The 24,545-nt window shown below is 43.6% G+C and carries 31 protein-coding genes and 1 riboswitch; of the genes, 4 read left to right on the top strand and 27 right to left on the bottom strand.

Annotation, left to right across the window (positions count from 1 at the left end):
- Positions 1–57 precede the first annotated feature (57 nt).
- Complete coding sequence (locus tag ACQKMF_RS12015; protein ID WP_053536921.1) at positions 58–405, top strand: general stress protein; 348 nt, start codon at positions 58–60, stop codon at positions 403–405.
- Positions 406–467: 62 nt separating this feature from the next.
- On the opposite strand, the gene ACQKMF_RS12010 is transcribed toward ACQKMF_RS12015, so the two are convergent.
- Genes ACQKMF_RS12010 through mobA form a run of 4 tightly spaced genes read right to left on the bottom strand, consistent with a single transcriptional unit; the run spans position 468 to position 2,827 of the window.
- Positions 468–1,487: a MoeB/ThiF family adenylyltransferase gene (locus ACQKMF_RS12010; protein ID WP_402943260.1), complete on the bottom strand. Its 1,020-nt coding sequence runs from the start codon at positions 1,485–1,487 to the stop codon at positions 468–470.
- Positions 1,488–1,511: 24 nt separating this feature from the next.
- Positions 1,512–1,745 carry a molybdopterin converting factor subunit 1 gene (gene moaD / locus ACQKMF_RS12005; protein ID WP_402943257.1) on the bottom strand — a complete coding sequence of 78 codons (234 nt, stop codon included), beginning with the start codon at positions 1,743–1,745 and terminating at the stop codon, positions 1,512–1,514.
- Entirely contained in the window at positions 1,738–2,202 is a 465-nt protein-coding gene (locus ACQKMF_RS12000; protein WP_427573370.1) for a molybdenum cofactor biosynthesis protein MoaE, read from the bottom strand. The genes moaD and ACQKMF_RS12000 overlap by 8 nt, the downstream gene beginning before the upstream one ends.
- Complete coding sequence (gene mobA, locus ACQKMF_RS11995) at positions 2,192–2,827, bottom strand: molybdenum cofactor guanylyltransferase (RefSeq protein ID WP_101223879.1); 636 nt, start codon at positions 2,825–2,827, stop codon at positions 2,192–2,194. Before mobA ends, ACQKMF_RS12000 begins: the two co-directional genes overlap by 11 nt.
- Positions 2,828–3,198: 371 nt before the next feature.
- On the opposite strand from mobA, the gene pdxK reads away from it, so the two are divergent.
- The 3 genes from pdxK (at position 3,199) to bshB2 (ending at position 5,261) form a co-directional block, all read left to right on the top strand.
- Positions 3,199–4,026 carry a pyridoxine/pyridoxal/pyridoxamine kinase gene (gene pdxK / locus ACQKMF_RS11990; RefSeq protein ID WP_230176092.1) on the top strand — a complete coding sequence of 276 codons (828 nt, stop codon included), beginning with the start codon at positions 3,199–3,201 and terminating at the stop codon, positions 4,024–4,026.
- Between the two features lie 124 nt (positions 4,027–4,150).
- Positions 4,151–4,498, top strand: coding sequence for a YojF family protein (locus ACQKMF_RS11985; RefSeq protein ID WP_096339115.1), 348 nt, complete (start codon positions 4,151–4,153; stop codon positions 4,496–4,498).
- A gap of 97 nt (positions 4,499–4,595) precedes the next feature.
- The gene (gene bshB2, locus ACQKMF_RS11980; RefSeq protein ID WP_402943248.1) at positions 4,596–5,261 is read left to right on the top strand and encodes a bacillithiol biosynthesis deacetylase BshB2; all 666 of its coding nucleotides are present in this window, start codon (positions 4,596–4,598) and stop codon (positions 5,259–5,261) included.
- A 151-nt stretch (positions 5,262–5,412) separates the two neighbouring features.
- Here bshB2 and ACQKMF_RS11975 read toward each other — a convergent pair whose 3' ends face one another.
- The 23 genes from ACQKMF_RS11975 to ACQKMF_RS11865 form a co-directional block, all read right to left on the bottom strand.
- A complete protein-coding gene (locus tag ACQKMF_RS11975; protein WP_402943245.1) occupies positions 5,413–6,618 on the bottom strand; it encodes an MFS transporter in 1,206 nt (401 codons plus the stop codon).
- A gap of 18 nt (positions 6,619–6,636) precedes the next feature.
- Entirely contained in the window at positions 6,637–7,056 is a 420-nt protein-coding gene (locus ACQKMF_RS11970) for a MarR family winged helix-turn-helix transcriptional regulator (RefSeq protein WP_427573363.1), read from the bottom strand.
- Between the two features lie 341 nt (positions 7,057–7,397).
- Positions 7,398–8,486, bottom strand: coding sequence for a PQQ-dependent sugar dehydrogenase (locus tag ACQKMF_RS11965; RefSeq protein ID WP_427573360.1), 1,089 nt, complete (start codon positions 8,484–8,486; stop codon positions 7,398–7,400).
- 27 nt (positions 8,487–8,513) lie between these two features.
- Positions 8,514–9,380 (bottom strand): Cof-type HAD-IIB family hydrolase, encoded by an 867-nt coding sequence (locus tag ACQKMF_RS11960; protein ID WP_101223882.1) that lies wholly within the window; start codon positions 9,378–9,380, stop codon positions 8,514–8,516.
- A 166-nt stretch (positions 9,381–9,546) separates the two neighbouring features.
- The gene (locus ACQKMF_RS11955) at positions 9,547–10,665 is read right to left on the bottom strand and encodes a PRK06851 family protein (protein WP_101223883.1); all 1,119 of its coding nucleotides are present in this window, start codon (positions 10,663–10,665) and stop codon (positions 9,547–9,549) included.
- 89 nt (positions 10,666–10,754) lie between these two features.
- Entirely contained in the window at positions 10,755–11,231 is a 477-nt protein-coding gene (gene ybaK, locus ACQKMF_RS11950) for a Cys-tRNA(Pro) deacylase (protein ID WP_101223884.1), read from the bottom strand.
- 97 nt (positions 11,232–11,328) lie between these two features.
- The gene (gntK, locus tag ACQKMF_RS11945) at positions 11,329–12,873 is read right to left on the bottom strand and encodes a gluconokinase (protein WP_427573355.1); all 1,545 of its coding nucleotides are present in this window, start codon (positions 12,871–12,873) and stop codon (positions 11,329–11,331) included.
- A 22-nt stretch (positions 12,874–12,895) separates the two neighbouring features.
- Positions 12,896–12,994 carry a hypothetical protein gene (locus ACQKMF_RS11940; protein WP_402943234.1) on the bottom strand — a complete coding sequence of 33 codons (99 nt, stop codon included), beginning with the start codon at positions 12,992–12,994 and terminating at the stop codon, positions 12,896–12,898.
- A gap of 9 nt (positions 12,995–13,003) precedes the next feature.
- A complete protein-coding gene (locus ACQKMF_RS11935) occupies positions 13,004–13,213 on the bottom strand; it encodes a hypothetical protein (protein WP_427573755.1) in 210 nt (69 codons plus the stop codon).
- A gap of 128 nt (positions 13,214–13,341) precedes the next feature.
- Entirely contained in the window at positions 13,342–13,557 is a 216-nt protein-coding gene (locus ACQKMF_RS11930; RefSeq protein WP_427573352.1) for a hypothetical protein, read from the bottom strand.
- Between the two features lie 39 nt (positions 13,558–13,596).
- Entirely contained in the window at positions 13,597–14,295 is a 699-nt protein-coding gene (locus ACQKMF_RS11925; RefSeq protein ID WP_427573350.1) for an ATP-binding protein, read from the bottom strand.
- Entirely contained in the window at positions 14,292–14,786 is a 495-nt protein-coding gene (locus tag ACQKMF_RS11920) for an ECF transporter S component (protein ID WP_427573347.1), read from the bottom strand. The genes ACQKMF_RS11925 and ACQKMF_RS11920 overlap by 4 nt, the downstream gene beginning before the upstream one ends.
- A gap of 2 nt (positions 14,787–14,788) precedes the next feature.
- On the bottom strand, positions 14,789–15,373 hold the full coding sequence (locus tag ACQKMF_RS11915; protein WP_101223890.1) for a cob(I)yrinic acid a,c-diamide adenosyltransferase: 585 nt from the start codon (positions 15,371–15,373) through the stop codon (positions 14,789–14,791).
- Between the two features lie 14 nt (positions 15,374–15,387).
- Positions 15,388–15,762: a bifunctional adenosylcobinamide kinase/adenosylcobinamide-phosphate guanylyltransferase gene (locus tag ACQKMF_RS11910; protein WP_230176086.1), complete on the bottom strand. Its 375-nt coding sequence runs from the start codon at positions 15,760–15,762 to the stop codon at positions 15,388–15,390.
- Positions 15,763–15,767: 5 nt separating this feature from the next.
- Positions 15,768–16,385 (bottom strand): histidine phosphatase family protein, encoded by a 618-nt coding sequence (locus ACQKMF_RS11905; protein ID WP_427573338.1) that lies wholly within the window; start codon positions 16,383–16,385, stop codon positions 15,768–15,770.
- Entirely contained in the window at positions 16,343–17,134 is a 792-nt protein-coding gene (gene cobS / locus ACQKMF_RS11900; RefSeq protein ID WP_427573335.1) for an adenosylcobinamide-GDP ribazoletransferase, read from the bottom strand. The genes ACQKMF_RS11905 and cobS overlap by 43 nt, the downstream gene beginning before the upstream one ends.
- Positions 17,131–17,706 (bottom strand): bifunctional adenosylcobinamide kinase/adenosylcobinamide-phosphate guanylyltransferase, encoded by a 576-nt coding sequence (locus ACQKMF_RS11895; RefSeq protein ID WP_427573332.1) that lies wholly within the window; start codon positions 17,704–17,706, stop codon positions 17,131–17,133. Before ACQKMF_RS11895 ends, cobS begins: the two co-directional genes overlap by 4 nt.
- The gene (gene cobD, locus ACQKMF_RS11890; RefSeq protein WP_101223894.1) at positions 17,679–18,752 is read right to left on the bottom strand and encodes a threonine-phosphate decarboxylase CobD; all 1,074 of its coding nucleotides are present in this window, start codon (positions 18,750–18,752) and stop codon (positions 17,679–17,681) included. The genes ACQKMF_RS11895 and cobD overlap by 28 nt, the downstream gene beginning before the upstream one ends.
- Positions 18,727–19,692: an adenosylcobinamide-phosphate synthase CbiB gene (cbiB, locus tag ACQKMF_RS11885; protein ID WP_427573329.1), complete on the bottom strand. Its 966-nt coding sequence runs from the start codon at positions 19,690–19,692 to the stop codon at positions 18,727–18,729. The genes cobD and cbiB overlap by 26 nt, the downstream gene beginning before the upstream one ends.
- A complete protein-coding gene (locus ACQKMF_RS11880) occupies positions 19,689–21,161 on the bottom strand; it encodes a heme ABC transporter ATP-binding protein (protein WP_427573326.1) in 1,473 nt (490 codons plus the stop codon). The genes cbiB and ACQKMF_RS11880 overlap by 4 nt, the downstream gene beginning before the upstream one ends.
- A 6-nt stretch (positions 21,162–21,167) precedes the next feature.
- Complete coding sequence (locus ACQKMF_RS11875) at positions 21,168–22,223, bottom strand: FecCD family ABC transporter permease (RefSeq protein ID WP_402943207.1); 1,056 nt, start codon at positions 22,221–22,223, stop codon at positions 21,168–21,170.
- Complete coding sequence (locus ACQKMF_RS11870) at positions 22,186–23,157, bottom strand: ABC transporter substrate-binding protein (RefSeq protein WP_402943204.1); 972 nt, start codon at positions 23,155–23,157, stop codon at positions 22,186–22,188. The genes ACQKMF_RS11875 and ACQKMF_RS11870 overlap by 38 nt, the downstream gene beginning before the upstream one ends.
- 158 nt (positions 23,158–23,315) lie before the next feature.
- Positions 23,316–23,490: riboswitch (cobalamin riboswitch) on the bottom strand.
- Positions 23,491–23,576: 86 nt separating this feature from the next.
- Positions 23,577–24,425, bottom strand: coding sequence for a polysaccharide deacetylase family protein (locus tag ACQKMF_RS11865; RefSeq protein WP_402944029.1), 849 nt, complete (start codon positions 24,423–24,425; stop codon positions 23,577–23,579).
- Positions 24,426–24,545: the final 120 nt, after the last annotated feature.

Below are 24,545 nucleotides of genomic sequence, written 5' to 3'. Positions count from 1 at the left end.
AAGATTCCATTTACCTATTTTCAAGAGAATCTCACTGAAATTCAAGGAGGAGTTTATATGTATCAAGTACATGTAGTAGAAAACGGTTTACAAGCAAAGGAAAAAATCGATGAATTAGTTACATCAGGTTATACGAAAGACGATGTATATTTGTTTGCCCATGATAAAACCCGTTCAAAACACCTTACCGAGAATACAAATACAGAAGGTGTAGGCATGAAGGAACAAGGTTTCCTTGATACCGTCGGAAATCTCTTTAAATCACGCGGAGATGAACTTCGTAATCGAATGAGCAACCTTGGCCTTAGTGATATGGAGGCAGAACGTTACGAGGAAGTTCTTGACGAAGGAAAAGTAGTCATCGTCGCTTCCAAACAAGACAATAAAGACGGGGTTACACACTAAAACCCTATATGAATTCATAAAAAACGAGGCTCCTTAACCGGGGGCCTCGTTTTTTATAATCATTATCCCAGGATTCTTTGGTACGTGGCCTTTGCATGGACCATGTCCTTCGTACCGTGTATCAACGCCCGTCCATCCTTGAAAATGACGATACGCTCCCCAGCTTTTTCACAAGAGAGAAGAAATGGATTGAATTTCACCAAATAGCCGCTGCCGTCCAGATCCTTGGCTAATTTCTCGAGTTGCAGTTTCAAAGGTTTTGGCGGTCTTACCTGTACAGTATCCCTCCCGCAAAGAACAGCCGTTTTCGTTGCATTCTCCATTGTTAAAAAGGGATATGTCCTCTGCTCCCCGCATGAGAGACAATCTTTCTTTTTCGCTTTTGTCAATTTAACGGTTTGGTATTGATTTCTCCACAGATCAAAAGAAACAAGTGCAGGCCGTACAGATTCCCAATCTTCTACAAGGATTTTCAAAGCTTCGGCAGTTTGGTGTGCCACTACCATCGTTACTGCTGGTGATATGATTCCTCCTGTGTCACAGGTCATACCTTGAATGGGGATCGCTTTCAGCAAACAGTGCAAACATGGTGTCTGTCCGGGAAGGATCGTCAAAGTCATCCCCACACTCCCCACACATGCCCCATAAATCCATGGTATATGAAGCTTTTGTGATAAATCATTAATTATCATCCGTGTCTCAAAATTATCGGTTGCATCCATGATCAAATCAACATCACCAAGCAGCTGCTCGAGGTTCTGGGCAGTTGCGTCCATGATGATGGCATTCACTTCAACTTCATGATTGATATCAAATAAATGACGCTTTGCCGCTTCTGCCTTTGGCAGTTTCTCCTCGACATCCCGTTCCGTATACATTTGTTGGCGCTGTAAATTACTGGTCTCGACATAATCCCTGTCGACAATGGTAAGCTTCCCTACTCCTGCACGAGTAAGGGCCTCGGCATTAGCAGATCCCAAAGCCCCTGCACCAAGAAGCAATACATGCTTCTTCATAATTTTCAATTGGCCCCCTTCACCAATGGGGGCGAATAAAGTCTGCCTTGAAAATCGCTCTTTCACCGTGAACCCTCCCTTCCAAATGCTTTAGCCTCCACTTACTGGCGGAATGAAAGCTACAGTATCTCCATCAGATAGAATTGTGTCATCATCGGCAAATTCTTCATTGACAGCTGTCATCACGGTTTCAAGACCTTCCAATTGAAAATCCACCTTCAGTTTTCCTTTTAGCTGGGCCACACTCATTCCATTTCCTTCTATAGTAACAGTCTCTTTACCTAGCTCATCTTTCAATTGGGCAAATAAAAGTACATTAATCATCAATATCCTCCTCTTCAGGCTTCCCCGTTGGATATGGAACGGTTTCCAACTGGTTTCCGACCCATGTCTCCCCATCTTCCCAGTGTTCCTTTTTCCAAATCGGGACGATTTCTTTAATTCTTTCAATCGCATACCTGTTTGCCTCATATGCATCATTCCGATGTGGCGTACTAACGGCAATAACCACTGCGATATCCGTGATTTCAAGTTTACCTACACGATGGGTGATAGCCGCTTCTGCATCAGGCCAACGCTCCTTGATCTCTGATCCGATTTGCTCCAATTTCTTGATGGCCATCGGTTCATACGCTTCGTATATTAGGAAGAGAGTCTTTTTTCCTTTCGTCATTTCCCTCACCGTACCAATAAAGGTCGTGACGGCACCCGCATTTCGACTGACTACTTTATCAATCACTTCCTGGATGACAATCGGCTCTTTTGAAATATTATAATTCATGTCTACCATCCTTTATATATAATTCAGTTCGATCAATATAACCTGCCTCTTGATAATCTTCCATCGTATTCATATTGAAAAAAAGGTAGTGAAAATGTTCAGGATTCTCGCGATATAACTTAAATTCGGTTTCTTTCATGATTTTCACCGAAATCTTTTCCAAAAATAGTCTCATTTTCAATTCATGTTTTAATAAACAGTCCGTCAGTACAGGAAGACATCTTTTATGGTAAACAGCAAAAAGCGGCTGGAGCCTGCCATTTATTTCTGGAATGACTGCGTCGAATTCAGGTTCATAATTGGATATGATATCCTTTATGGCATCTGCACTCACAAACGGCATATCACAGGCTGCAAGGAATTGAAGCTCCGTTTCCGATGAGGTCAACCCTGCATGCAATCCGCCAAGAGGTCCTTGATCTTTATGTAAATCCGGAATTAGCGGCAGCTGCAGAAAACGATATTCTTCAACTGTATTCGTAATGACCATAATGTTTTCTGACACCTTTTTCAATTCGGATGCCACTCTTGAAATGTTCACAATGCCACCTATGGACAACAGGGCCTTATTCACGCCCATACGGCTTGATTTCCCACCAGCTAAAAGCAACATTGTCCATTCCATAGAAATCTCCCTCCCTTTTTTGGGTTTAATCCAGCATCGAACGGTAAAGCTATACTAAATGTATCCCACTATATTTAAATATTTTAAATCAACTTTGAAAATAATGACACCTTTACAAACTTTGCTTTGCATATCAAAAGATGGAAAGTAGGATCAAAAGCTAAAAAGCAGGCCACCCACCCATTTTATTTTCTGAATTCCATGTCCGAAAAAATGACTCATGCGTGGCCATTTCATTACCTTTCTTAAGGTACTCATATTAAGGTGAAAACTAAGTTTTACATAAAAGAAATTTTGGTATATTCTAAAAATAGGATATTAACTGGTATGCTGATAATATCGAAATCTAATTCTCCTGAGGAGGTCACATAATGACTATGAAAAGAGCTATGACAGTTGCCGGATCGGATTCGAGCGGCGGTGCGGGTCTTCAAGCAGATTTAAAGACATTCCAAGAATTCGGCGTTTACGGTATGTCCGCTTTAACGACAATCGTGACGATGGATCCAAAGAATGGCTGGTCCCATAATGTATTCCCTACACCGGTCGAGGTTTTAGAAGCCCAAATCGAAACGATTCTATCAATCGGCATCGATGCCATGAAAACGGGAATGCTTGGATCAGTGGAAATCATTGAACTTGTTGCCCGTAAAATAGACGAGTTGAAGCTGGACAAGGTCGTAATCGATCCAGTTATGGTATGTAAAGGTGAAGATGAAGTATTGCACCCTGAAACGGCTGTAGCTCTGCGCGAACTGCTTGTTCCACGTGCAACTGTAGTCACGCCAAACCTGTTCGAGGCCGCTCAGTTAGCGGGAACTGCGCCTATCAAGACGATTGACGATATGAGGGCTGCAGCCAAAAAGATTCATGAACTTGGTGCAAAATATGTCTTGATCAAAGGCGGTAATAAGCTGGATCATGATAAAGCCATTGACCTTTTATATGACGGAACTGAATTTGAAATCCTAGAATCAGAAAAAATCGAAACGACCAATACACATGGTGCCGGCTGTTCATCTTCAGCAGCCATTGCAGCTCAATTGGCTGAAGGTAAAAGCCCGCGTGAGGCTATCCTCATCGCTAAAGACTTCATCACCGAGGCCGTTCGCCATTCTTGGAAGATGAATGACTATGTTGGACCTGTCAATCATGGTGCATACCATAAATATGGAATCGCTGAAAAAACACAAAAATAAAACATCAAGTTTAATGGCCGCTCAAATTCATCGAGCGGCCTTTTTCGCTTTTTTCGTTTTTATTTAGTAAAATAGAAAGAAGGAAAAGCTTATCTAGCCGCCCAGTTAAGGAGGAAATTATAGTATGAAACCTATAGACCGTACAGAGGTGCAAAATGCCATTGATTCTTTCGCAGGACAAGATGTATATCTTCACCTTGAAACGACAAATGGTGCCTATGCCACTCATGTAGATGAAGCTTTCTTTTCGGCAGGCGCTTATATTCGTAATGCTCTTATACAGTATGAACATGGGAAGATAGTTGGGGATGGACCCTACCGCATCGGCTTGAAGCTCAATATTGGCTGGGTATATGCAGAAGGCGTTAACCACTTCGAAATGGATGAACAAGGAAGATTGCTATTGGCAGGCCTTGATTTTTCCGGAAAGCTTGCTGTCTCCATGCAGCTCAGTCCCACTCCTTTTGAATGATGGCAACTTGCTTGAAATATATCATATAATTCCGATGAAAACTCCCATTTACCGATAACAATACTCACTGTAAGTAGAACGGAAGGAGAAATATACCTTGGAAAAAGAACGCCATGTATTAGTTATATTCCCACATCCCGATGATGAAGCCTTCTCGGTCTCCGGAACGCTTGCCCTTCATAGAGAAGCGGGCACTCCTGTCACCTATTTATGCTTAACTTTAGGAGAAATGGGACGTAATTTAGGAAACCCTCCATTTGCAACAAGGGAATCGCTCCCTAAAATTCGTAAAAAGGAATTAATCGATGCAGCAAATGCGATTGGCATCCAAGATTTACGCATGCTTGGATTGCGTGATAAGACAATTGAATTCGAAGATGATGAAAAGCTGACTTCATTATTTACCGATGCCATCAATGAATTGAACCCTTCATTGATCATTACGTTTTACCCAGGATACAGTGTCCATCCTGACCATGAAGCGACAGCACGGGCTGTGGTGCGGGCCGTTGAAAGAATGGAAGTGAAAGAGAGGCCTAAACTTCATTGTGTCGCCTTCTCGAATAACTGCATTGACGAATTAGGGCAACCTGACATCATTCATGATATCTCTGCCGTCGAAGAAAAAAAGGTAGCCACATTCACTGCCCACCGTTCGCAAACTCAGGCAATGGTGATCGATTGGAAAGAAAAATTCGAAAATCAGGATGCCGATTTTCTAGACTGGATCCGCAAAGAAAGATTATGGACCTATAAGTTTTAAAGAAACCGCCAATATGGCGGTTTTCTTTGTTTATGGCATAAAAAAAAACGCCTGTGGGATACAGGCGGAGAAAAGGGGGATACTTTTGGAAAATCAATCATAATATAAGCATCCCCAAAATTCTTCATTTTATACAATCATATTCAAAAAATTAAGCAGACAAGCGTTCCTCATGCTGCATTTTCACTCTTGCCGAGGCTTTTTTTCCATGCGCCAAGTAATAAATGCCAATAAGTATGAACGCAAAGATAGACATTCCTATGAATAACCCTTTGAACCCTGTATATGGAATAAGGAATCCCAATAGGAACGGGCCCACACCAATACCGAAGTCATACATTGTAAAAAATGTGGATGTGGCTAATCCCATCCGATTTGAGGGGGCTTCCTTGATGGAAATCGCTTGACTGCTAGATTGGAACGTACCATAACCCACTCCGATAAAGGCGCCGGCAATCAGAAGCGTGATACCATGATGGGATTGGCTCAGGATGACCATACCGATGGCAAATAGCAAGAGCGATGGGTAAATAACTGCATTTTCCCCCTTCACATCAAACATCCGGCCTGTAAACGGACGGGACGCCAAAAGGAATACAGCAAATACGACAAAGAAAAAGCTCGCCGCATCCATTAAATCCATTTCCTTTGCAAAAGACGTTAAATAGGACAAGATGCTCGAATAGGTAAATCCGGCAAATCCGATAAAAACGGCAATGGGAAGTGCCCTTTTTTCAAAGTAATCACTGATTTTAAATCCTTTTTGTGGTGAAGCTCCGACCTTTTCCCCTTCAGGCACATTCATGAATAACGATGCAACTAAAGAAAACGCGGCAAATAAAGAGGCTGCATAGAAAATGATGGAATAACTGAAATGCTGTGTTATCAGCAATCCAATAAACGGACCGAAAGCCATTGCCAAGTTTGTACTCATGGCAAAGTAACCTGTGCCTTCCCCGCGTCTTTCATTCGGAATGATATCTGCAGCAATCGTTCCAGTTGCCGTAGTGGCAAGGCCAAAAGCAAAACCGTGAATAAGCCGATCAATCAATAAGAGGGATAAACCATTCACCAGGAAATAGCCAATGGATGCAATCAGGAATAGCACCAACGAGCCAAGCAACATCTTTCTGCGGCCGATCTTGTCAATTTTTTTCCCTGCAATCGGTCTGACAAGCACAGCACCGAGAACAAAGATACTTGAAGCAAGCCCTGCCTGTGCTTGCGAAGCATGAAAATTATCTATCGTATAAATGGTCAATGTCACCATCAAGACATAAAAAGTTAAAAATAGAAAAAAGTTCGCAGACGAAACAATCAGAAAGTCTTTCGTCCACAATTTCGGTTTTTGATTCATTTCAATCCTTCTTCCTTACTAATGTTTTAATTTTTCCTTCAGGAAAATCAACGTTCGTAACGTTGCCTCCCGGTCTTCTTCAGCCAAACCGCTCATTAATTGAAGTTCAAATTCCTCAACTACCTTTTTGGCCTCTTGATAAGTCCTTAAACCTGACTCCGTTAACTGTATTCTCCGTTCCCGTTTATCTTTTCCAGGAACTTGTTCAATCAACTCAAGTTCTTCCAATCGGTTTACCGTCCTGGTTACCGTCGGTTTCTCCACATCTAAATAAGTGCTTATTTCAACAAGCGTAGAACAGCCGAACTGACTCAGATAATATACAATCGACCATTGGGAATGATAAAGATCAACCTTGGCCAATTGTTCATTTAACTTTTTCGTAAATGACCTTGAAAATTGTAAGTTATGATGAAAAAAACCATTTTGAAAGGACAAAGGTATTCCTCCTGTAAAGTAGTTACCTAGGTAACTATACACCTATTCAGTAAAAATGTCTAGCCTTCGGATGAACGAAAATAATCGTAGACACACTGTTTCCTAAGCTTCTCCATCACTTCCTACACAACAAGAAAAAACCTCTTTTCAGGAGGTTGGGGCTATTATTTGAGAGTTTGGAGGAAATACTCGTGAATTCGGGGCTTTTACTCGTGAATTCCACGCAAATACTCGTGAGTTTGGGGCTTTTACTCGTGATTTTAAAGGACATAAACCAAAAAGGAAACCCCGCTATTAGCGAGGTTTCCTTTTATATGCTTCTTTTCTCCTGATTGATTACATCAAGGCATATTTAACTGAGATAGCGGCAAACGATAAAGCTTATCATCCTTTTCATCAGGATTTCCTCGGCCGTCCGTATTGTTGCTTATGAAATAAAGAAATTTTTCATCAACGAATACATCGCGTATCCTTCCTGAGCCCGTAATGATATTAGTCAGTTTTCCGTTTTTTTCATCATAACTTTTAAGCGCTTCGCCCCTTAAGGCTGCAAAATAGAGCTTTCCGTCAAAATAGGCCATGCCAGAAGGAGCCCATGTATTTTCACCGGAATGAATCAATGGTTTTACCATATCAGCTTTTTGCTCATCGCCCTGTATCTCTGGCCAGCCATAGTTCTTACCCGGATCAATTTTATTTAATTCATCGTGAGCCGAATCTCCATGCTCACTTTCATACAACTGTCCTGCTTCATCCCAAGCAAGGCCTTGTGGATTGCGGTGACCGTATGAATAGACGTATGAATTCGCGAAAGGATTATCGTTCGGAATGGTGCCATCCAGGTTCATGCGCAGAATTTTCCCGCCTAAAGAATCTGTGTCCTGTGCGATCTCAGCCCTTCTTGCATCACCTGTCGTTGCATATAGCTTATCATCCGGACCAATCTTGATCCTGCCGCCATGGTGGAAGTCCCCGCTTGGTATTCCGTCGATTAAGGTCTCCATCTCATGCCACTCATCATCATTTTTTTCTAAAATGACGATTCGATTGATGAGATTCCCGCCTTCTTCATACGTATAATAAGCGAAAGCTTTCCCTCTCTTAGAGAAATCGGGAGCTAATAAAAATCCAAGCAACCCAGCTTCCGCTTTTGACGACAATGTCTTTTTTAGGTTGACCTTTTGCCGTGTCATCTTACCCTTGTCCCATTCAACGATAGTTCCTGTCCGCTCCGAAACATACATTGTGTCCCCATTCTTCTGAATCGACCATGGGGCATGCAAGTTCGTTACCAGCACATCCGGATCTTCGCCTAAAGTGCCCGTCACTTCCTTGTCAGGATTCGGCTCGGTTTCAGTGTCATCATCATTCATGTTACAACCAGTTAAAATCAATGCAGCCATAAGGAAAAATAAGAGCAATTTTTTCAAAAGTCTTTCTCCCTTCGATTCATGAGTTTAATAGGCTGACTGTTTAAGTACCTTTAAAATGGCCTCCGCTACACCGGATTCATCATTCTTGCCTGTTACTTCATCACACAGTTTTTTTATTTCGAGCGGGGCATTTCCCATTGCGACAGACAAACCTACCCGTTCAAACATGGATACATCATTATAATTATCCCCAATAGCCATCGTTTCCTGCATCGATCCGGATTTTCCATTCACATATGTTTCAAGTGCCGTACCTTTTTGAGCTGTTTCACTCATGATTTCCACATTTTCACGTCCCGATGAAGTGACTGTAACTCCCTGTCCTTCCAATTTCGAAGCAATTTCATTTAATAAATTTAAATCCTTTGAGAAGCTGAGAATTTTATAATATTCCTCATTCGAACGGCTGAATAACTCGGAATAATCGGAAATGGAAGTTACCTGTCCAAGCTGTAAACGCTCCTCCGCATATTTCCGCATATTCTCAGGGTCAATGTCCGGATTGGCTGTAACGAATACATCAACCAAAACAGATATTGCGTTTTCATAGTCTTTAGAATAAATTCCCTGACTCGTATATATTTCGAAATAAATCCCTTGTTCTTCGAGGAATCCAGCGACCATTTTAGCAGTGGCAGCTGACATTGGATTGGAAGCGGCAATATTTCCATCCTCCGTGAAGAGTGCAGCACCATTTACACAAATGACAGGGCATACGATGCCTGCTTCATCTAAAGCGAACCTTGCTTCCACATAAGATCTTCCAGTAGCAATGATCACTTCCACTCCCTCACTTTGCGCCCTCTGGATAGCGTGTTTATTTTCCTCACTGACCTTTTGCATTTTGTTTAACAATGTTCCGTCCATATCAATCGCAATCGTCTTTATCAATTCAACCGGCTCCTTTTTTTCAATATAATCCCTATTTTAACCGAAAGGACGTGGATAAACACGTTTAACAAACCCGTCTCTATTCTTGTGTGACTTCCGTCGTTAAAAAATAGTCTTATGTATATAAATAAACTGCACCTAATTAAAATAGGTGCAGTTTGTTTTCTTAATGCAGAATCGTTTGGCTATCGACATCTTGTGCCCGTTCAATGATCTGTTCTTGGATGTCTCTTTGAATGTCATCGATGGCTGTAAAGTCCATTGCTTTTACATAAATCTTTTCAAGTTCGTCATGCAGCTCTTTCGCCTTAGCCAGATTTGCTGTCGCTTCATTCATTTTTGTCCGGTACCTGGTGGAAACATCCTTTATCTGATCGGCATAAATTTCATCTGTTCCAGGCAGGATAGCTGTTTTATATATATCTATGATTTCATCACCTTCACAACTCGGGAAATATTCATGCGGTGATGTGCTGTCAAAAATGGCGATTCCTACCTCCCGGACGATTACCATGTCCAAGCTATGAGGATCGAATCCGCAATGATATACTTCCACATCAAAGCCCCTTTGCTCCGCAGCCTTTGCAATCTTCTTCAGCATCGTTGATTTACCGGATCCTGGACGTCCCTTTAAAAAGTACCGTTTTTGTATTCCCTCAGTAATATTGGGGATGAAATCAACTGCACCTTTTGGTGTAGCTGCCCCTAAGAATCGGTGACGAACATCCGACTTCTTATTAAGGGTTATATCTCTATAAAAGCCTTCTATCAATTTATTGGTCAACCCATTCAATTTAGCGAAATCAATATTTGCTTTATAAATGTCTTCCCATTCATCATGTATCTTCAATGCTTCAGCAAATAGGGCATATGCCTTCTCGAAACTCTTGCTTCTCGCATTCGTCAATCTTATGATGGCCGCTCTTTCAGAAGCCAGCTGCTGGGAATTCCAGGCAGCCCCTAGATTGACATATTCCTCAATGGCCCCAGGTGCCTTCGGCTCAATCACATGCGGCGCGGTCCCATCCACGAGTCCGATTTTCAAAGCGGGAATGATCACTCCATCAATGGAATCATTATCGGACGAACAATGTAAATACTCGATGTCATAGTCTTTATCCAGCCATTCTTGGCCGATTTTTTTCATAATGGTCGATTTACCGGAACCAGGTCCGCCTTTTAAAATGAACAATCTTTCCAGACCTGCCAAATTGGAATCATATAAACTATAAAAACCTTTAGCCGTATTGCCTCCTGCGAAATAATGCATCTCTTTTCCTGTCACTTTCACACTCTCCCTCACAATACAGATGTGATCTTCAAGACAGCGTATGCAGAAATGAACTAATAGGTGAATGCCTACAGGTTAACAGTCTATTTTATTAGGGCAGCAGATTCCGCTTGTGTGACCTCCAGGAATTCTGACGGTTTTAACACGATCTGTGTACCGATCTTTCCTCCGCTTACGATGATTTCAGGCAGGTTTGCTGCACTTTCGTCAATAAAGGTCGGGTATTGCTTTTTCATTCCGATCGGGGAACAGCCTCCCCGAATGTACCCTGTGTATTTTTGCAGATCTTTAACCGCAAGCATTTCAATTTTTTTTGCACCTGCGGCCTTGGCTGCTTTTTTCAAGTCCAGTTCGGTGGCTACAGGAATGACAAATACGTAAAGCTGCTGCGGTCCGTTATGGGTAACAAGCGTTTTAAAAACGGTTTCTGGCGCTTTTCCAATTTTGTCCGCAACAGTGATCCCATCGATTTTTCCGTCGCGGGCATCATAACTCATCATGCCATACTCTATACGTTTGTTATCAAGAATTCGCATTGCATTCGTTTTACTGGCTCCCATTGAAAATTCCCCTTATCGTTTTCTTCCATCTTACCATTTTAATTACCAGGCAAAAAGAAAAGCACAGTGCCTGATGCATCTGTGCTTTCCCTAAAGATCATTCTAAATGACGTCTTTGGAAATCAGCGATTCTCTTGTAGTCGCCTTCCAATTGCCTGCTCACGGATAAATAAATCGACATTAATTCTTCATATACTTTAACGTTCTCTTCGATCGGGATAAGTTCATTCGTTTCACCAACCATACCTTCAACCTCATCAAGGCTTTGGATTTCGCCTAAAGCATATAATCCAAGAACGGCTGCACCTAAGCTTGAACTCTCGAAGCTTTCAGGAATTGTCACGTTTTGATTGAATATGTCAGCCATGATTTGGCGCCAGAGCTTTGAGCGGACAAATCCGCCGCTTGCATGGATCTTCTCGGGGGCACCCGTCAATTCCTTAACAGCAAGAAGGACACTGTACAAGTTATACATCACACCCTCCAGCACTGCCCGGACCATATGGTCACGAGTGTGATGAAGCGCCAGTCCGAAGAAGGAGCCCCTTGCATCGGCACTCCATAATGGTGCCCGTTCCCCTGCCATATACGGATGGAATATCAACCCATCAGAACCAGGTGCAATATTGGAAGCCATATCCGTCAGAATCTCATAGGAGTCCTGTCCTGAAGCCTTCGCTTTTTCGATTTCCACACGGCCCAATTGATCGCGTGCCCATCGGAAGGTGATTCCCCCATTGTTGACCGGTCCGCCGATTACCCAATGATTCTCAGTAAGGGCATAGCAGAATGTCCTGCCTTTCGGATCGGTAAGCGGTCGGTCACTGACGGTCCTTACCGCACCGCTCGTTCCGATTGTCACTGCCAGTACGCCTGGCTTGATTGCGTTTTGCCCTAAGTTGGCAAGCACACCATCACTCGCGCCAATCACAAACGGGGTACCAGCCTGAATATTCATTTTTGCAGCTAATTCCTCACTTATGCCTGAGAGGATATGCGTTGTAGGGACAAGCATCGGCAGCTTTTCAGCCCCAATTCCAGCAATGGTGAGTGCCTCTTCATCCCACTTCAGGTCATTCATGTTGAACATGCCCGTTGCAGAAGCGAGTGAATAATCCATCACATACTCATTGAAGAATTTATAGATGATGTATTCTTTAATTCCTATAAATTTGTCCGTTTCGTTAAAAATCCCGGGATGCTCATTTTTTAACCACATTATTTTCGTGATTGGGGACATCGGGTGAATGGGTGTTCCGGTCCTGTGATACAATTGCACCCCCTGTTCCGAAGCCTTCAGTTTCTTCGCATAGGCAACACTTCGATTATCAGCCCATGTAATGCTATTTGTCAGCGGTCTGCCGTCTTTACCCATGGCGATCAAGCTATGCATCGCCGAACTGAACGATATCAAGCCCAGTTCTTGCTTTTCTATCCCGCTTGCAATCATAACCTCGCCTATAGCAATGATGACCGCTTTATAAATTTCTTCGGGATCTTGTTCCGCAACGGAAGGGGTTGGACTGTGTAGAGGATATCCCCTCGAACAAGATTGGACAACCTCCCCCCCTTTTGAAAAAAGAACAACCTTCGTACTCGTCGTACCAATATCTATCCCCATCATATAACCTGGATGCCCCATATTTACAACATGCTCCTTTCTCTTAAACAATTGAATTCAATAGTAAGATTAGGATAAGTGAAACGACTGATATAATCGTTTCCATAACCGTACAAGACTTTAACCTTTGTGCGACTGTCAAATTAAATCTTTAGCGACATGGATCATAAGCTGCAACGGCTTCATCCACCCCGCTCGTGATCAATACAATTTTAAATGCACTGCACGCCCCGATAACCAAGATGATGGACGCAGTTGGGACAAGGCAGGCGGACATGAATTGGATTAGTTCTTCTTTATTAAAACCTCTAGCGCATCCTAATGCCACAGAAATCATGGGGGCGATGATTGCCTTTCCAATGAAGGCATTCCAATCAATTCATATGAATCTTTTGCAAACAAAGCACCAAAAGCCTCGATCAACAATAAAAAGACCGGCATTGCCATCATCTTTCCAAGCATGTTACCTAAACAGAAAATGAGTGCCAACTAACGAAGAGTATTACCTATCCCTATCTGAACAGCATCTGCAACATCCGGAATATCCATACCTGCGATAATCCCTAAAATGATGGAAGCGAGAAGTAACGCAATAAGTGGGGACCATTTCGCCTTGGCTATGATAACGATCAAGAGCAAACCATTGTTATGGCTAACAATCAATAAAAGTAAGATCTTAATGAAAAAAGCATCGAACCCGTTCATTGAGAACTAAACTCGATGCCTGATTCAGTCATGAGAACATCATTCTCCAATGAAAAGAGGACCGGATATGTGCTTGATTTCTTTCTCCAGATGTTCAGGATAGGCAATGAGGAAGCAGGTGGATGGTCCTGATGATTTTTCGATATCGACTTTATCACTTATATGCACAGAAACACCTTCACCACTTTGATCCAGGTGCTTCCATTCATATGCTATCCCTTTTGAGCCGACCGGAAGTGCCTGAACGTCTTCCATTTCACATAGGCTTTTATATAAAGATAATGGCGCGACCCAATCTTGCTGTTCCATTACTTCTTCTCCAACGAGCGGCCTGCCGATCAAAGCGATTTTCCGTGAAGGATGCTGCTTTTTAACTCGTTCGTTCACTCGCTTTCCAATCACCATAAGACCAAGTGCTGATTGAAGAAGCGGCATATTACTTTCTGTGCTGCCAGTAATCGGAAGGTCCTCCATTCCCAATTCACCCAGCCCCTTTTTGACACCCCTGGTCAAGTCCCCCCAGGCTTCATCACCGCAGAAATTATTTAGAACGACGGATACGGGTCTTCCGCCAACTCCCAAACACTCCATGACGGCAACCCGAAAGGAATAATAGCCAACGACCTCATAAGGGATATGGACAAGGTCCTTTTCCTTCAGCCCGATACCGCCGCTATTATCACTAGAAACAATCAATGAATCTGATTCTGAAAATGGCAAAATCAACGAATCACTCATTCTACGAATCCATCTTTAAAAAGCATCTTTTTCAAAACAGGCTCCAAGCGTGGCAGTAAAAGGGCAGCCAATACTACATTTACCGCAGTCGCTGCCGTTAATCCCGGAACCAATAACGCGTAAAAACCAGGGCTGATCAGAAATGCGAAAGGCAGGGCTAAAACGAAGGCATTACCGATAAAGAAGAGGAAAAATGCGCCTACTTTTTTTCCGTGTATATATAAAATGCCAAACATCCATACCAGGACTGCCATTTCGACCATGATCAAAAAGTGGAATGGCCCAAGCGGCATTCCGCCGATGAACGCTGAAATGATATGACCAAGCCCAGCTACTATAGCACCCGATACCGGGCCAAGTATGACAGCAGCCAAAAGGGCCGGAAAACTATCCAAAGCGATGCTCCCTATCGGTGAAGGGATTTTAATCATTGCCCCTACTGCCGATAAGGCAATGAATATAGCGGTTGCACTAATTTTTCTTACGTCCATGTTTACTCTTTTTCCTTTCTTTTCCCTCCACGGAACACATTTGCGCTGCGGATATATTCCACATCTTTCACACCAACACGGAAATTGATCACACGTGCAACAGCAAAGAAGTAATCCGACAAACGATTTAAATATTGAAGTGATAATGGTGAAACAGCCGCACCCGACTTGATCAATGAAACGACCAATCGTTCTGCCCTTCTTGTAACGGTTCGGGCAATATGAATGGTTGCAGCCGCTTTTGAGCCGCCAGGCAGGATAAACTTTTCCAATTCCGGCGCTTCAAGTATGAAGGCATCTATCCGTTCTTCCAAATAGGTAATGGCCTCATCCGTCAGCTTTTGTGGGGCTTTCTCGGAAACGGTTGCCAAATCACCGCCGCAGTCAAACAACTCATGCTGGATTTTCTCTAGGTCGGCCAGTATATCCTTAAATATCGCTGGATCCAATTCTGTCACCGCAAGACCGATATAGCTATTAACTTCATCAACCGTACCATAAGACTCGACACGGATGTCATCCTTGTCAAGCCGACCTCCGATTACGCTTGTTTGTCCCTTATCCCCTGTACGTGTATAAATTTTCATCCCAATTACCTCCTCTACTTTATTCGCTGGTCAATTCCATACCAGATGATATCAACGCGCCTTGATATGGATGCTACATCTTGAAAGACCCATCCGCAGGCATCGCGCCATCTGCGATCTCTTGCTTCCATCGGCACTATGCCTTTGGTGATATCTGAACCGATCACAATGCAGTTACGGTCATCTCTTTCTTTCTCCCATATTCGCCAATCAGCCATGATTTCCTTCCATTTTTTTCGAATCGAATTTGAATCCATCTTTTCTGCATCTTGTTGAATCCATGCATCCAACCCTTGCAATACAACAGTCTTGCCTTGAAAATCAATCATTTCCGGCTCTTCTTTTCGATAACCGGATAGCCAAAGGACATCATTTTCCAAACCATACAATTGCTTTACCCATTTAGTTTTGCCATTATAGGCGCCTCCTGTAACAAAGTGCAGCGTTCTCCCCTCCTTAAGCTGTTCCGGTCTTCCCATATCAGCTCATATCCCCTGCCATGGGAAATCCTCCAATCAAAAAAAGACTTCTCCTGCGGGGCATAGCGAACCAATAAATCACGGATTACCCCTCCATGCGTCAATATGGCAAACCGGCTCTCCTTACAGGCAATCAATTCGTTCCAGCCCTTATTAACACGCTCGGAAAATGCCGGATAACTTTCACCCCCAGGCACCAGTGCCTCCATGGGACGTTCCAGCCAATTAAGATAATCTCCATCTGCCTTCAACTCATGATACGTCCGTCCTTCCCAATAGCCGAAGTTCATCTCACGGAACGAAGGGTTTTTGATCGGAACTGCATCTGGAAACAGAAGTCGTGCAGTTTCCACACAGCGGGGCAAATCGCTGCTGTGAATTTTTTCATACTGTGGGTAAGAACCCCTTAAGTCCAATATTTCCTTTTCTCCTTCGGTACTTAATGGAGAATCCGTCCAGCCTAAATAGGCCCTTCGCTCATTTGCTACTGTCAGCCCATGGCGAAGTAGTGTAATAGCCACAATATCAGCCATAACCAAAGCTCAACCCCTTCCACGGACGCCCCCAGCACATCCCCCGTTATCCCACCGAACCAACTGATGACTTTACGTTTTATATAAACCAGGAAAATCATTGCAGCCAGGCACATGATGAAAAATAAGGTGACAAGCTTAAAATCGATTGTCCAGGCAATCGCCAGACTTACAAGGAGATATAGCCAATAAATGGGCAAACTGCTTTTCGTTACTGCACTTTGAAAAAAAGCGCCGAGCCCCTCTTTTTTAGCCAGCGGCATCTGGATGAGTAAATAACCCATCACACATTTACTTAAGAGCGGAAGGGCTATGATCAAGAAGTATGTCCATTCATTTACCCTTTCGACAATTTCATAGATAAATAGAAACCGGGCGGCCAATAGGACTATGACGGAGATGACACCGAAGGCACCTGTCCTGGAATCCTTCATGATTTCCAAACGCCGCTCTTTATCCTGATAGGAAAAAAAAGCATCACTTGCATCGATCCAGCCATCAAGATGCAAACCACCCGTTAATGCCATCGTCAAAAACCAGAGGAAAAAGGCAATCGCAAGCGATGACAATGGGGTCCATTCCACTAGTGCATACAAAACACCGCCCAATATCAAGCCTAGCAAAAGACCTACTAATGGAAAGGTTTGAATGGCACGGTGAATATATTTCTTCTCCATCGGAAGCTGCTTCTTTATTGGAAAGACCGTAAAGAACTGCAGGTTAATTAAAAATCCGACCACTCCGCTCATTCCTGCATGCACCCTTTCTTCCGCAATGGAATTCCCGCTTCGACAAGATAGGCTTCATCGGCCTGCCCGACGATCGTTTGATGAAGCAGGCCCAGTGTTTTTCCGTATAAATGGAGGAAATCATCCCGGAAAATCGACTCCTGCACCAATTCATTGCTCACGACTATTAAACAATTGGATTGTTTTCTAATCTCATTGATTCCGGTTATTATTTTTGAAAAAACGCTATTTAAGAATTCTTCTTCAAGCGGAATGCCAGGGCCGAATAGCTCGTTATCAAGCAGGGTTGTCAGACAATCGAGCAGAATTATGGAATCATGATCAATGTGAGCCCCTATTCTTGTAATATCCGTTGCGTATTCGGAGGTCTTCCAAGCAATCGGGCTGCTTTCTCTATCTTTCCGATGCCTAAGGATCCGTTCACCCATCTCAGAGTCACTGACTCGGCCGCAGGCGAGGTAATGCAAGTTTCCATTCGTTTGGCGCGCAAACTCCAGTGCTTTTCTTTCTGCGAAGCTGCTTTTTCCTGAACGGACACCCCCGGTTATAAAACAGAGCCTTGCTTTCTCCACTGTCTTACCCCCTCCATCAGTGCTTCGTTATCATGTTCACTCTTCACTGCAAACCGAAGCCACACTCCGTCCAAACCCGGAAAATTATTGGTATGGCGCGGTACGATTCCTTTTTTCAGCAAAAAGGGGAAAAGGGATAGAGATTCATCCTTCACCAAATAAAAATTGACTGTGCTAGCGGAGACATTCAACCCTTGCTCCTCATAAAACCGGAATAGTTTTTGCTTTTGCCATGCAATATAGTCTCTTGTTTTTCTCATATAGGCTTCTTCCGCAAGACAGATTTTCCCCACTTCAAGCGCCACGTGGTTGACGCTCCAATGCGGCTTATAGTTTCTTACGCGTTTTATGATGTCAGGCGCCGCAAGCAAGTAGCCTAGTCTCAAACCCGGGATTGCAAAGATTTTAGTCATTGATCTTAGAATGAGTAAATGTGGAAATGCATTGATTAAAGAAGCGTAACTAAAGGCATCTTCCGTAAAATCATAAAAAGCCTCATCCAATACTACCAGGCAATCCGCTTTTTGGCATTCCATGATCAATTCCCTGACTGCATCCCGATTAAATGAAACACCCGTCGGATTATTAGGCGTACATAAGAAAATTGCATCATATTCGGGTAATCGGGGAATCAATCGCTCCAAGTCCAATTGCCACTCAGGAGCATCAAGCTGGTGAAAATCGACCTTACAACCTGCCGCCAAACAAGCTTCAGCATATTCCGCAAATGCCGGCTGAATGATCAGCACCCTTTGATTTGCTAATCCGTTCGCTACCAGCATGATTATTTCAGCACCACCGTTCCCCACCAAAACGGATTGCTCAGGAAGAGCTTCTTTTTTTGCAATGGATTTTGTCAGTTCAATGGCATGCGGATCTGGGTATTGAAGGATTCCTTCGAAAAATCCAGCCCACTGTTCCTTTATGCGTAAAGGCGGACCCAATGGGTTGATGTTAGCACTGAAGTCGAGAACCCCTTCAGGCATCTCGATTTTCAGCGCTTCATAAAGATAATGAGGATTAGAGCCATGAGAAGGTAATGTCAAGAATAAGCCCCCCTAGCCATAGCATCAGCAGAAATAGAAAAGATGACCGATGCATGATGGTAATCGTTTTTGGTATATGTTTTGCTTCCAATCGAACAAGCGGAACTCCCATCCTCGCACGGTCGGAAACAATTCCTTTGTACATATTACGGCCTCCAAGCTGTATTCCCAAAATCGCAGCAACGCCTGCTTCACACCACCCGCTATTCGGGCTTGGATGTTTTTTTGCGTCATTGAATAATATCTTCCATCTAGCACCAAATCCATGATAGCGGGACTTTGAGCTCAGTAACATCAGGAAACCGGTGAGGCGGCTGGGAATCCAATTCACGATATCATCGAGCTTGGCTGAAGCCCAGCCGAATTGCCCATATTTATCATTTTTGTACCCTACCATGGAATCGCATGTATTAATCGCCCTATACACCATTGCGAGCGGCGCACCGCCAATAGCTGCCCAAAACATCGGGGCTGTAATCCCATCGCTGGTATTTTCCGCTACAGTTTCCACGGTGCCCCTGACGATTTCGGATTCATCAAGATCAGCCGTATCACGGCCCACGATATAGGAAAGCTTTAGTCTCGCTTCAGGAAAATCGCGTTCATTAAGCGGAAGGCGAACATCCATCCCAGCTTGCTTCAAGCCCTTCTGAGCTATCGTAGTAGAAATGACAGCAGCTTCCCAAAGGATACCTGCAAGCGGATGGATTAGATAAGCCAAATAGACGGTAAGACCCGTAATCAATAACACCGCCGATAAGACGATGATCAACATGAAGAGTCCATTCCGTTTCTTATATGCCCCTTTATTGAATGCCAGATCCAGCTTGCTTATCATCGTTCCTATCCATTTGACTGGATGCGGCCAATTTGGCGGATCACCGATTAATAGATCAAGGAAAAATGCCAGCGTAACCGCAAAAAGATGATGATAGATCATAAATCCTCAATCCGTTTCCGATTATTCTTTAATGCTTCCACTGTACAATCATATACACCGCGACTGATCAGCTTCCCTAACGGAGTAATGGTGCCTGCATATTGAAGCTTTGCCCCTCTTTGCGCAGCCGCAATTAAAATGCTGTCAGTCGACGTTCCTGTTGCACATGTATTTGTCAGCTTATCCAGTACATGCAAATCATGAAGGGCTTTTACTTTTGCCTCGGTAGCAGTAACTATGCTGTGGATGAAAGCCTCTTCTGCCAAATGACCATTTACGAATATCCATGTATTTATCGTTCCCGGAGCGGAACTCCAAGAGTGCCGGTCAGCTAAGGAAGCGTCGATGGCATTTCCTACACCAGCCGTCACGATAATGAAAACAGAGAAATCTTCAGCTCTTAAAAGCTTGAAAGCAACCGTATCGAGAAAGACAGCTGTCATCATCCCTACCGTCTCCTGAGGTTCAAAACCATGAGCCTTTAAATACTCGGCCATTTCAACATGATGATCCTCGCAGTCATAGCCATGATGTACGTGCCTATTCACAAAATATTTATGCCAGCCCGTCCCCGAACCAGTCACTCCGGAAGACATCGTTCTAAGCGGGATCGGCGAATCCAATTGAATCATCTCAGGTCCGACTGTCAGATAGGATTCATCAATTTCCAATGGAATAGTATCATGGCCATGCTTTTCCGGAACGATGAACATCTGCGGTTTCGGAAGGGCGGGATGTGGATGTTTTTCGATCGTCGTATGATATACACCCTGAATCCGTTCCTGTTGAAGCACTTCATTCGGCACATCAACAACCTGAATTTTCCCTTTCTCAAGCAACATCAGCCGATCACAATATAACCCAGCCAAATTCAGGTCATGGAAAATTGAAATAACGGTCAAGTTCTGCTCTTTTGCCATTTTCCTCATTAAATCAAGAAGGTCTTTTTGATAGGAAAGATCCAAGTGATTCGTAGGTTCATCCAAAAAAAGGATTTCGGGTTCTTGGGCTAGTGCCTGTGCCAGCAGTACCCGCTGCCTCTCCCCTCCTGATAATCGTTCAAAATGCAGATCCTGAAAATCGGCTACGCCCGTTTGTTCCATAACCCATTGGACAATCGCTTCATCATCTGCGGACCAACTATGGAACCAACCTGATTGATGGGCATATCGCCCAAGCGAGACCGTCTCTTTTACTGTATAGGAGAAAGCTAATGAGGAATGTTGAGGGAGCACAGCAATGACCTGTGCAAGTTGTTTTGACGAATAATCCTTCAAATCCCTACCTCTTATCCGTACGCTTCCGCCCTTATAATCGAGCACCCCGCTAAGCATACCTAAGAGCGTCGTTTTTCCGCTGCCATTAGGCCCAAGAATCCCGAATAATTCTCCTTTATGTACATCAAAAGAGACAGAGTCCAAAACAGCTTTGTTGTCATATCCACCTGTTAACCCTTTAACTTCAAGCATTCGTTTTTACCCTTCTCTCCGTCTCTTTAATAAAATCAGCGCAAATGCAGGTGCCCCGATAAGTGAGGTGATAACCCCGATCGGCAGTTCCGATGGGGCAATGACCGTCCGTGCTACAAAGTCTGCCAAAATTAAAAATCCGCTTCCTATCAGCAATGACAGCGGAAGCAAATGTTTATGATCAGGTCCCCATATCTTTCGGACAAAATGAGGAATGACCAATCCTACAAAGCCAATCGCCCCTGAAACGGCTACCGCTGCCCCTGTCAATGTCGAACCGGCTATCAAGATCCACATTTTCCGCCGCTTAACATTCACACCTAAGTGTTTTGCCCGGTCTTCCCCGAAAGTCATCGCATTCAATTCGCTTGTATTCATGATCAAGATCAACGAACCAATGATAAAAAACGGCAAAATGATTGCAATATAATTCCATCCGCGCATTGAAACGCTTCCCATCAGCCAGCCGATGATTTGTCTTAATTCATCACCCGTCAGCGCAATCATCAATGAAATGAAGGCACTTAAAAACGAGCTGAAAATGATTCCCGTTAAAATGATCGTTTCCACTTTCATCGATCGATCCATTTTTTTTGCAAAAGTCAATACGCAGAGCATCGTGAGCACTGAGCATAAAATGCTCAATGCCGGAAGAGTGTATAAACCGATGAACGGCAGTGATATATTCAAGAATATTGTCAATACGGCGCCGACCGATGCTCCTGATGAAATACCTAATGTGTAAGGATCAGCGAGCGGGTTCCGGAGCAGTCCCTGAAATGCCGCACCCGCAATCGCCAGCGATGCCCCGACCAACCCCGCAAGCAACACACGCGGCAAGCGGATGTTCATCACGATATTCGTCAGCATCACATCCGGATCAGCGGAAATCGGCAAATGAAAGATCTCCTTGCCGATTATTTGTAAAAGTACGGGAATCGGTACTGACACCGAACCAAAGGAAATGCCTACCGTCATTGCGAATAACAAAATTAAAAACGCAATCAAATAGGCAAACGTCCATTTAGTTGTTAAATTGGTTCGGATAGACTGATTTGGCAAGTTCCTCTACTCCCTCTATCAAGCGTGGACCGGAACGGGTCACCAAGTCAGAATGGACATCAAAGACTTGGCCATTCTTAACAGCATTTACGTCTTGCCATCCTTTTCGGCCCTTCACTTCATTTGCTGAATCTTTCGTATAATAACCATAAGTTGTAATGATGACATCAGGATTTGCAGCAATCATCGACTCTTCATCAATCTTTGCCCAACCGTCCAAGTCAGCAGCAGCATTATCCGCTGAAATAATAGTAAGCATCTCATTCATGAAAGTATTTTTTCCCGGTGTGTATATTTCCGGTGAAGGCGAAACTTCCACTAAAACGGTCTTCCTATCCTCTTCCTTTACGGATTTGGCTTTTTCCTCGATATCCTTAAGCTTCGTTTTCATATCCGCAACGATTTCGTTTGCCTTGTCATGTTCACCCGTTGCCTGTCCAATCATTTCAATAGACTCATAGACTTGGTCAAAGCTTTGTGCATCATTGACTACGAGGACATCTATTCCAGCATCCTTAAGCTGCTGTAAACCCTCATTCGAATTATGGGCACTTGATGCATGGGCAAGAACAAGGTCAGGCTTCATGGAGACAATCAGCTCCGTGTTCATTTCCATTCCGCCAACTTTTTCAATTTCTTTCGTTTCTTCCGGGTAATTATCATTATCGGAAACACCAATGACCTTTTTACCCAAACCAAGTGCAAAGACCACTTCCGTATTACTTGGTATTAACGAAACGATTTTCTTCGGTTTTTCTTCTATCGTTACTTTTTCCCCAGTTGCATCTTTAATCGTAATCGGGAAAGCTTCGTGTTGAGCATGTTTCGTTTGCTGCTGTTCTTTTCCTTCATCAGTAGCTCCACTGCAGCCGACCATCATGCCTGCAGTAAGCAACATCAACAATATCAGACCAAAAATTTTCTTCATTTTCATTCCCCACAATCTTTTTATTTAATTTCTTTCACCCAATAATCCCGGAAGATGCACCCAAAACAAAAAGCACCTCCCGTTAAACGGAAGGTACTTGTATGGCAACAATATCATTACGGACTTCTTAGGGTCTGCCACACACCTTCCCATCCGCGTAGGTTACAGGTGTACGAATTTTGGCAGGTCTCCTGGCTCATGGTCATCGTCAACGGCACCTTCCCATATTTCATACAGTGGTACACAGCCGTCAGCTCCCATATACAGTGGCGGGACCGCGCTGGCATTTCACCAGCTTCCCTTTTAAGTCATTACGACACCAAATCGTTCATATGTATATAATTTTCATTGCCTTCATTATACACCATGTAAGAATCTATTATTATATGATTTTTCTGAACAGGTTCGAAATGACCCTTCCACACTCAATGATTTGAAGCATTTTCAATCAATGTCGCAAACCCATCGACTGATAAACCGGGTGAAATCCGAACTCGATGCAGGGCATGCATCCCTTGTTCCCTTGAAGCTCCCCCAGGTTCGGTAGTGACTGCCATCTTGTATCCGGCTTCATCTGACAGCCTGAGAGTCTCTTCGTTATACCGGCCAACCGGATAGGAAAGCACTGTCGTGTCCTGGTCGAGAATACGGTCGAATAGCTTCTTAGACTGGACCATTTCAGCTTCTTGCTGCTCTGCCGTCATGCGGTTCAGCTCCAAATGGTTGATAGTATGGCTTTCAATCGAAATCCCATTCCTGCTCATCTCCATCATTTGATTTTCAGTCAGGTGATGACCTTTATCAATGGACTTCCCGATCATGAAGACAGTTGCTTTCATATCATTTTCTTTTAATATCGGGAAAGCCTCCGTGAAGTTATCTGTATAGCCATCATCAAAAGTAAGCCAGACACACTTCTCACTTGGTATCCGATTCTCGGTTAAAACGAGGAATGCCTCTTCAGGAGATAATGTATAGTAGCCATTCTCCCGAAGCCAAGCCATCTGTGACCGGAATTCCTCACTTGGAACCCGAAGGCGATTACCTTCAGAAATGCTGTGATACATCAAGATTGGAAGCTGGACGGCGGGCTCGGCCGTTATCCAGTCTCCCGTATCGATCTGGCCCTCCAATTCCTGCCCTGCCCCATTATCCGCCGCTTCGACCACTTCGATGTCATCTTCCGCAATCGGTGCAGCTGTCTTTGTGCCTATACCTTCTAAAATCTCTTGTGAGCATGCAGGTAAAATCAAAATCCCCAGCAATGCAACCATCCTTAATACTCTATATTTCCCCACTATCATTCTCCTAATTTTTTATAGTAAAATAGTACCAGAAAACTAGTGATTAATAAAGTATTCCATTAAATGAAAAAAAGGGAAAGACGAGAGCTT

It is taken from the genome of Peribacillus sp. NPDC101480, assembly GCF_050277335.1.
GTDB lineage: Bacteria > Bacillota > Bacilli > Bacillales > DSM-1321 > Peribacillus.
The sequence above is the reverse complement of the archived record's forward strand: the minus strand, read 5'-3'. Positions and strand labels throughout refer to the sequence as shown.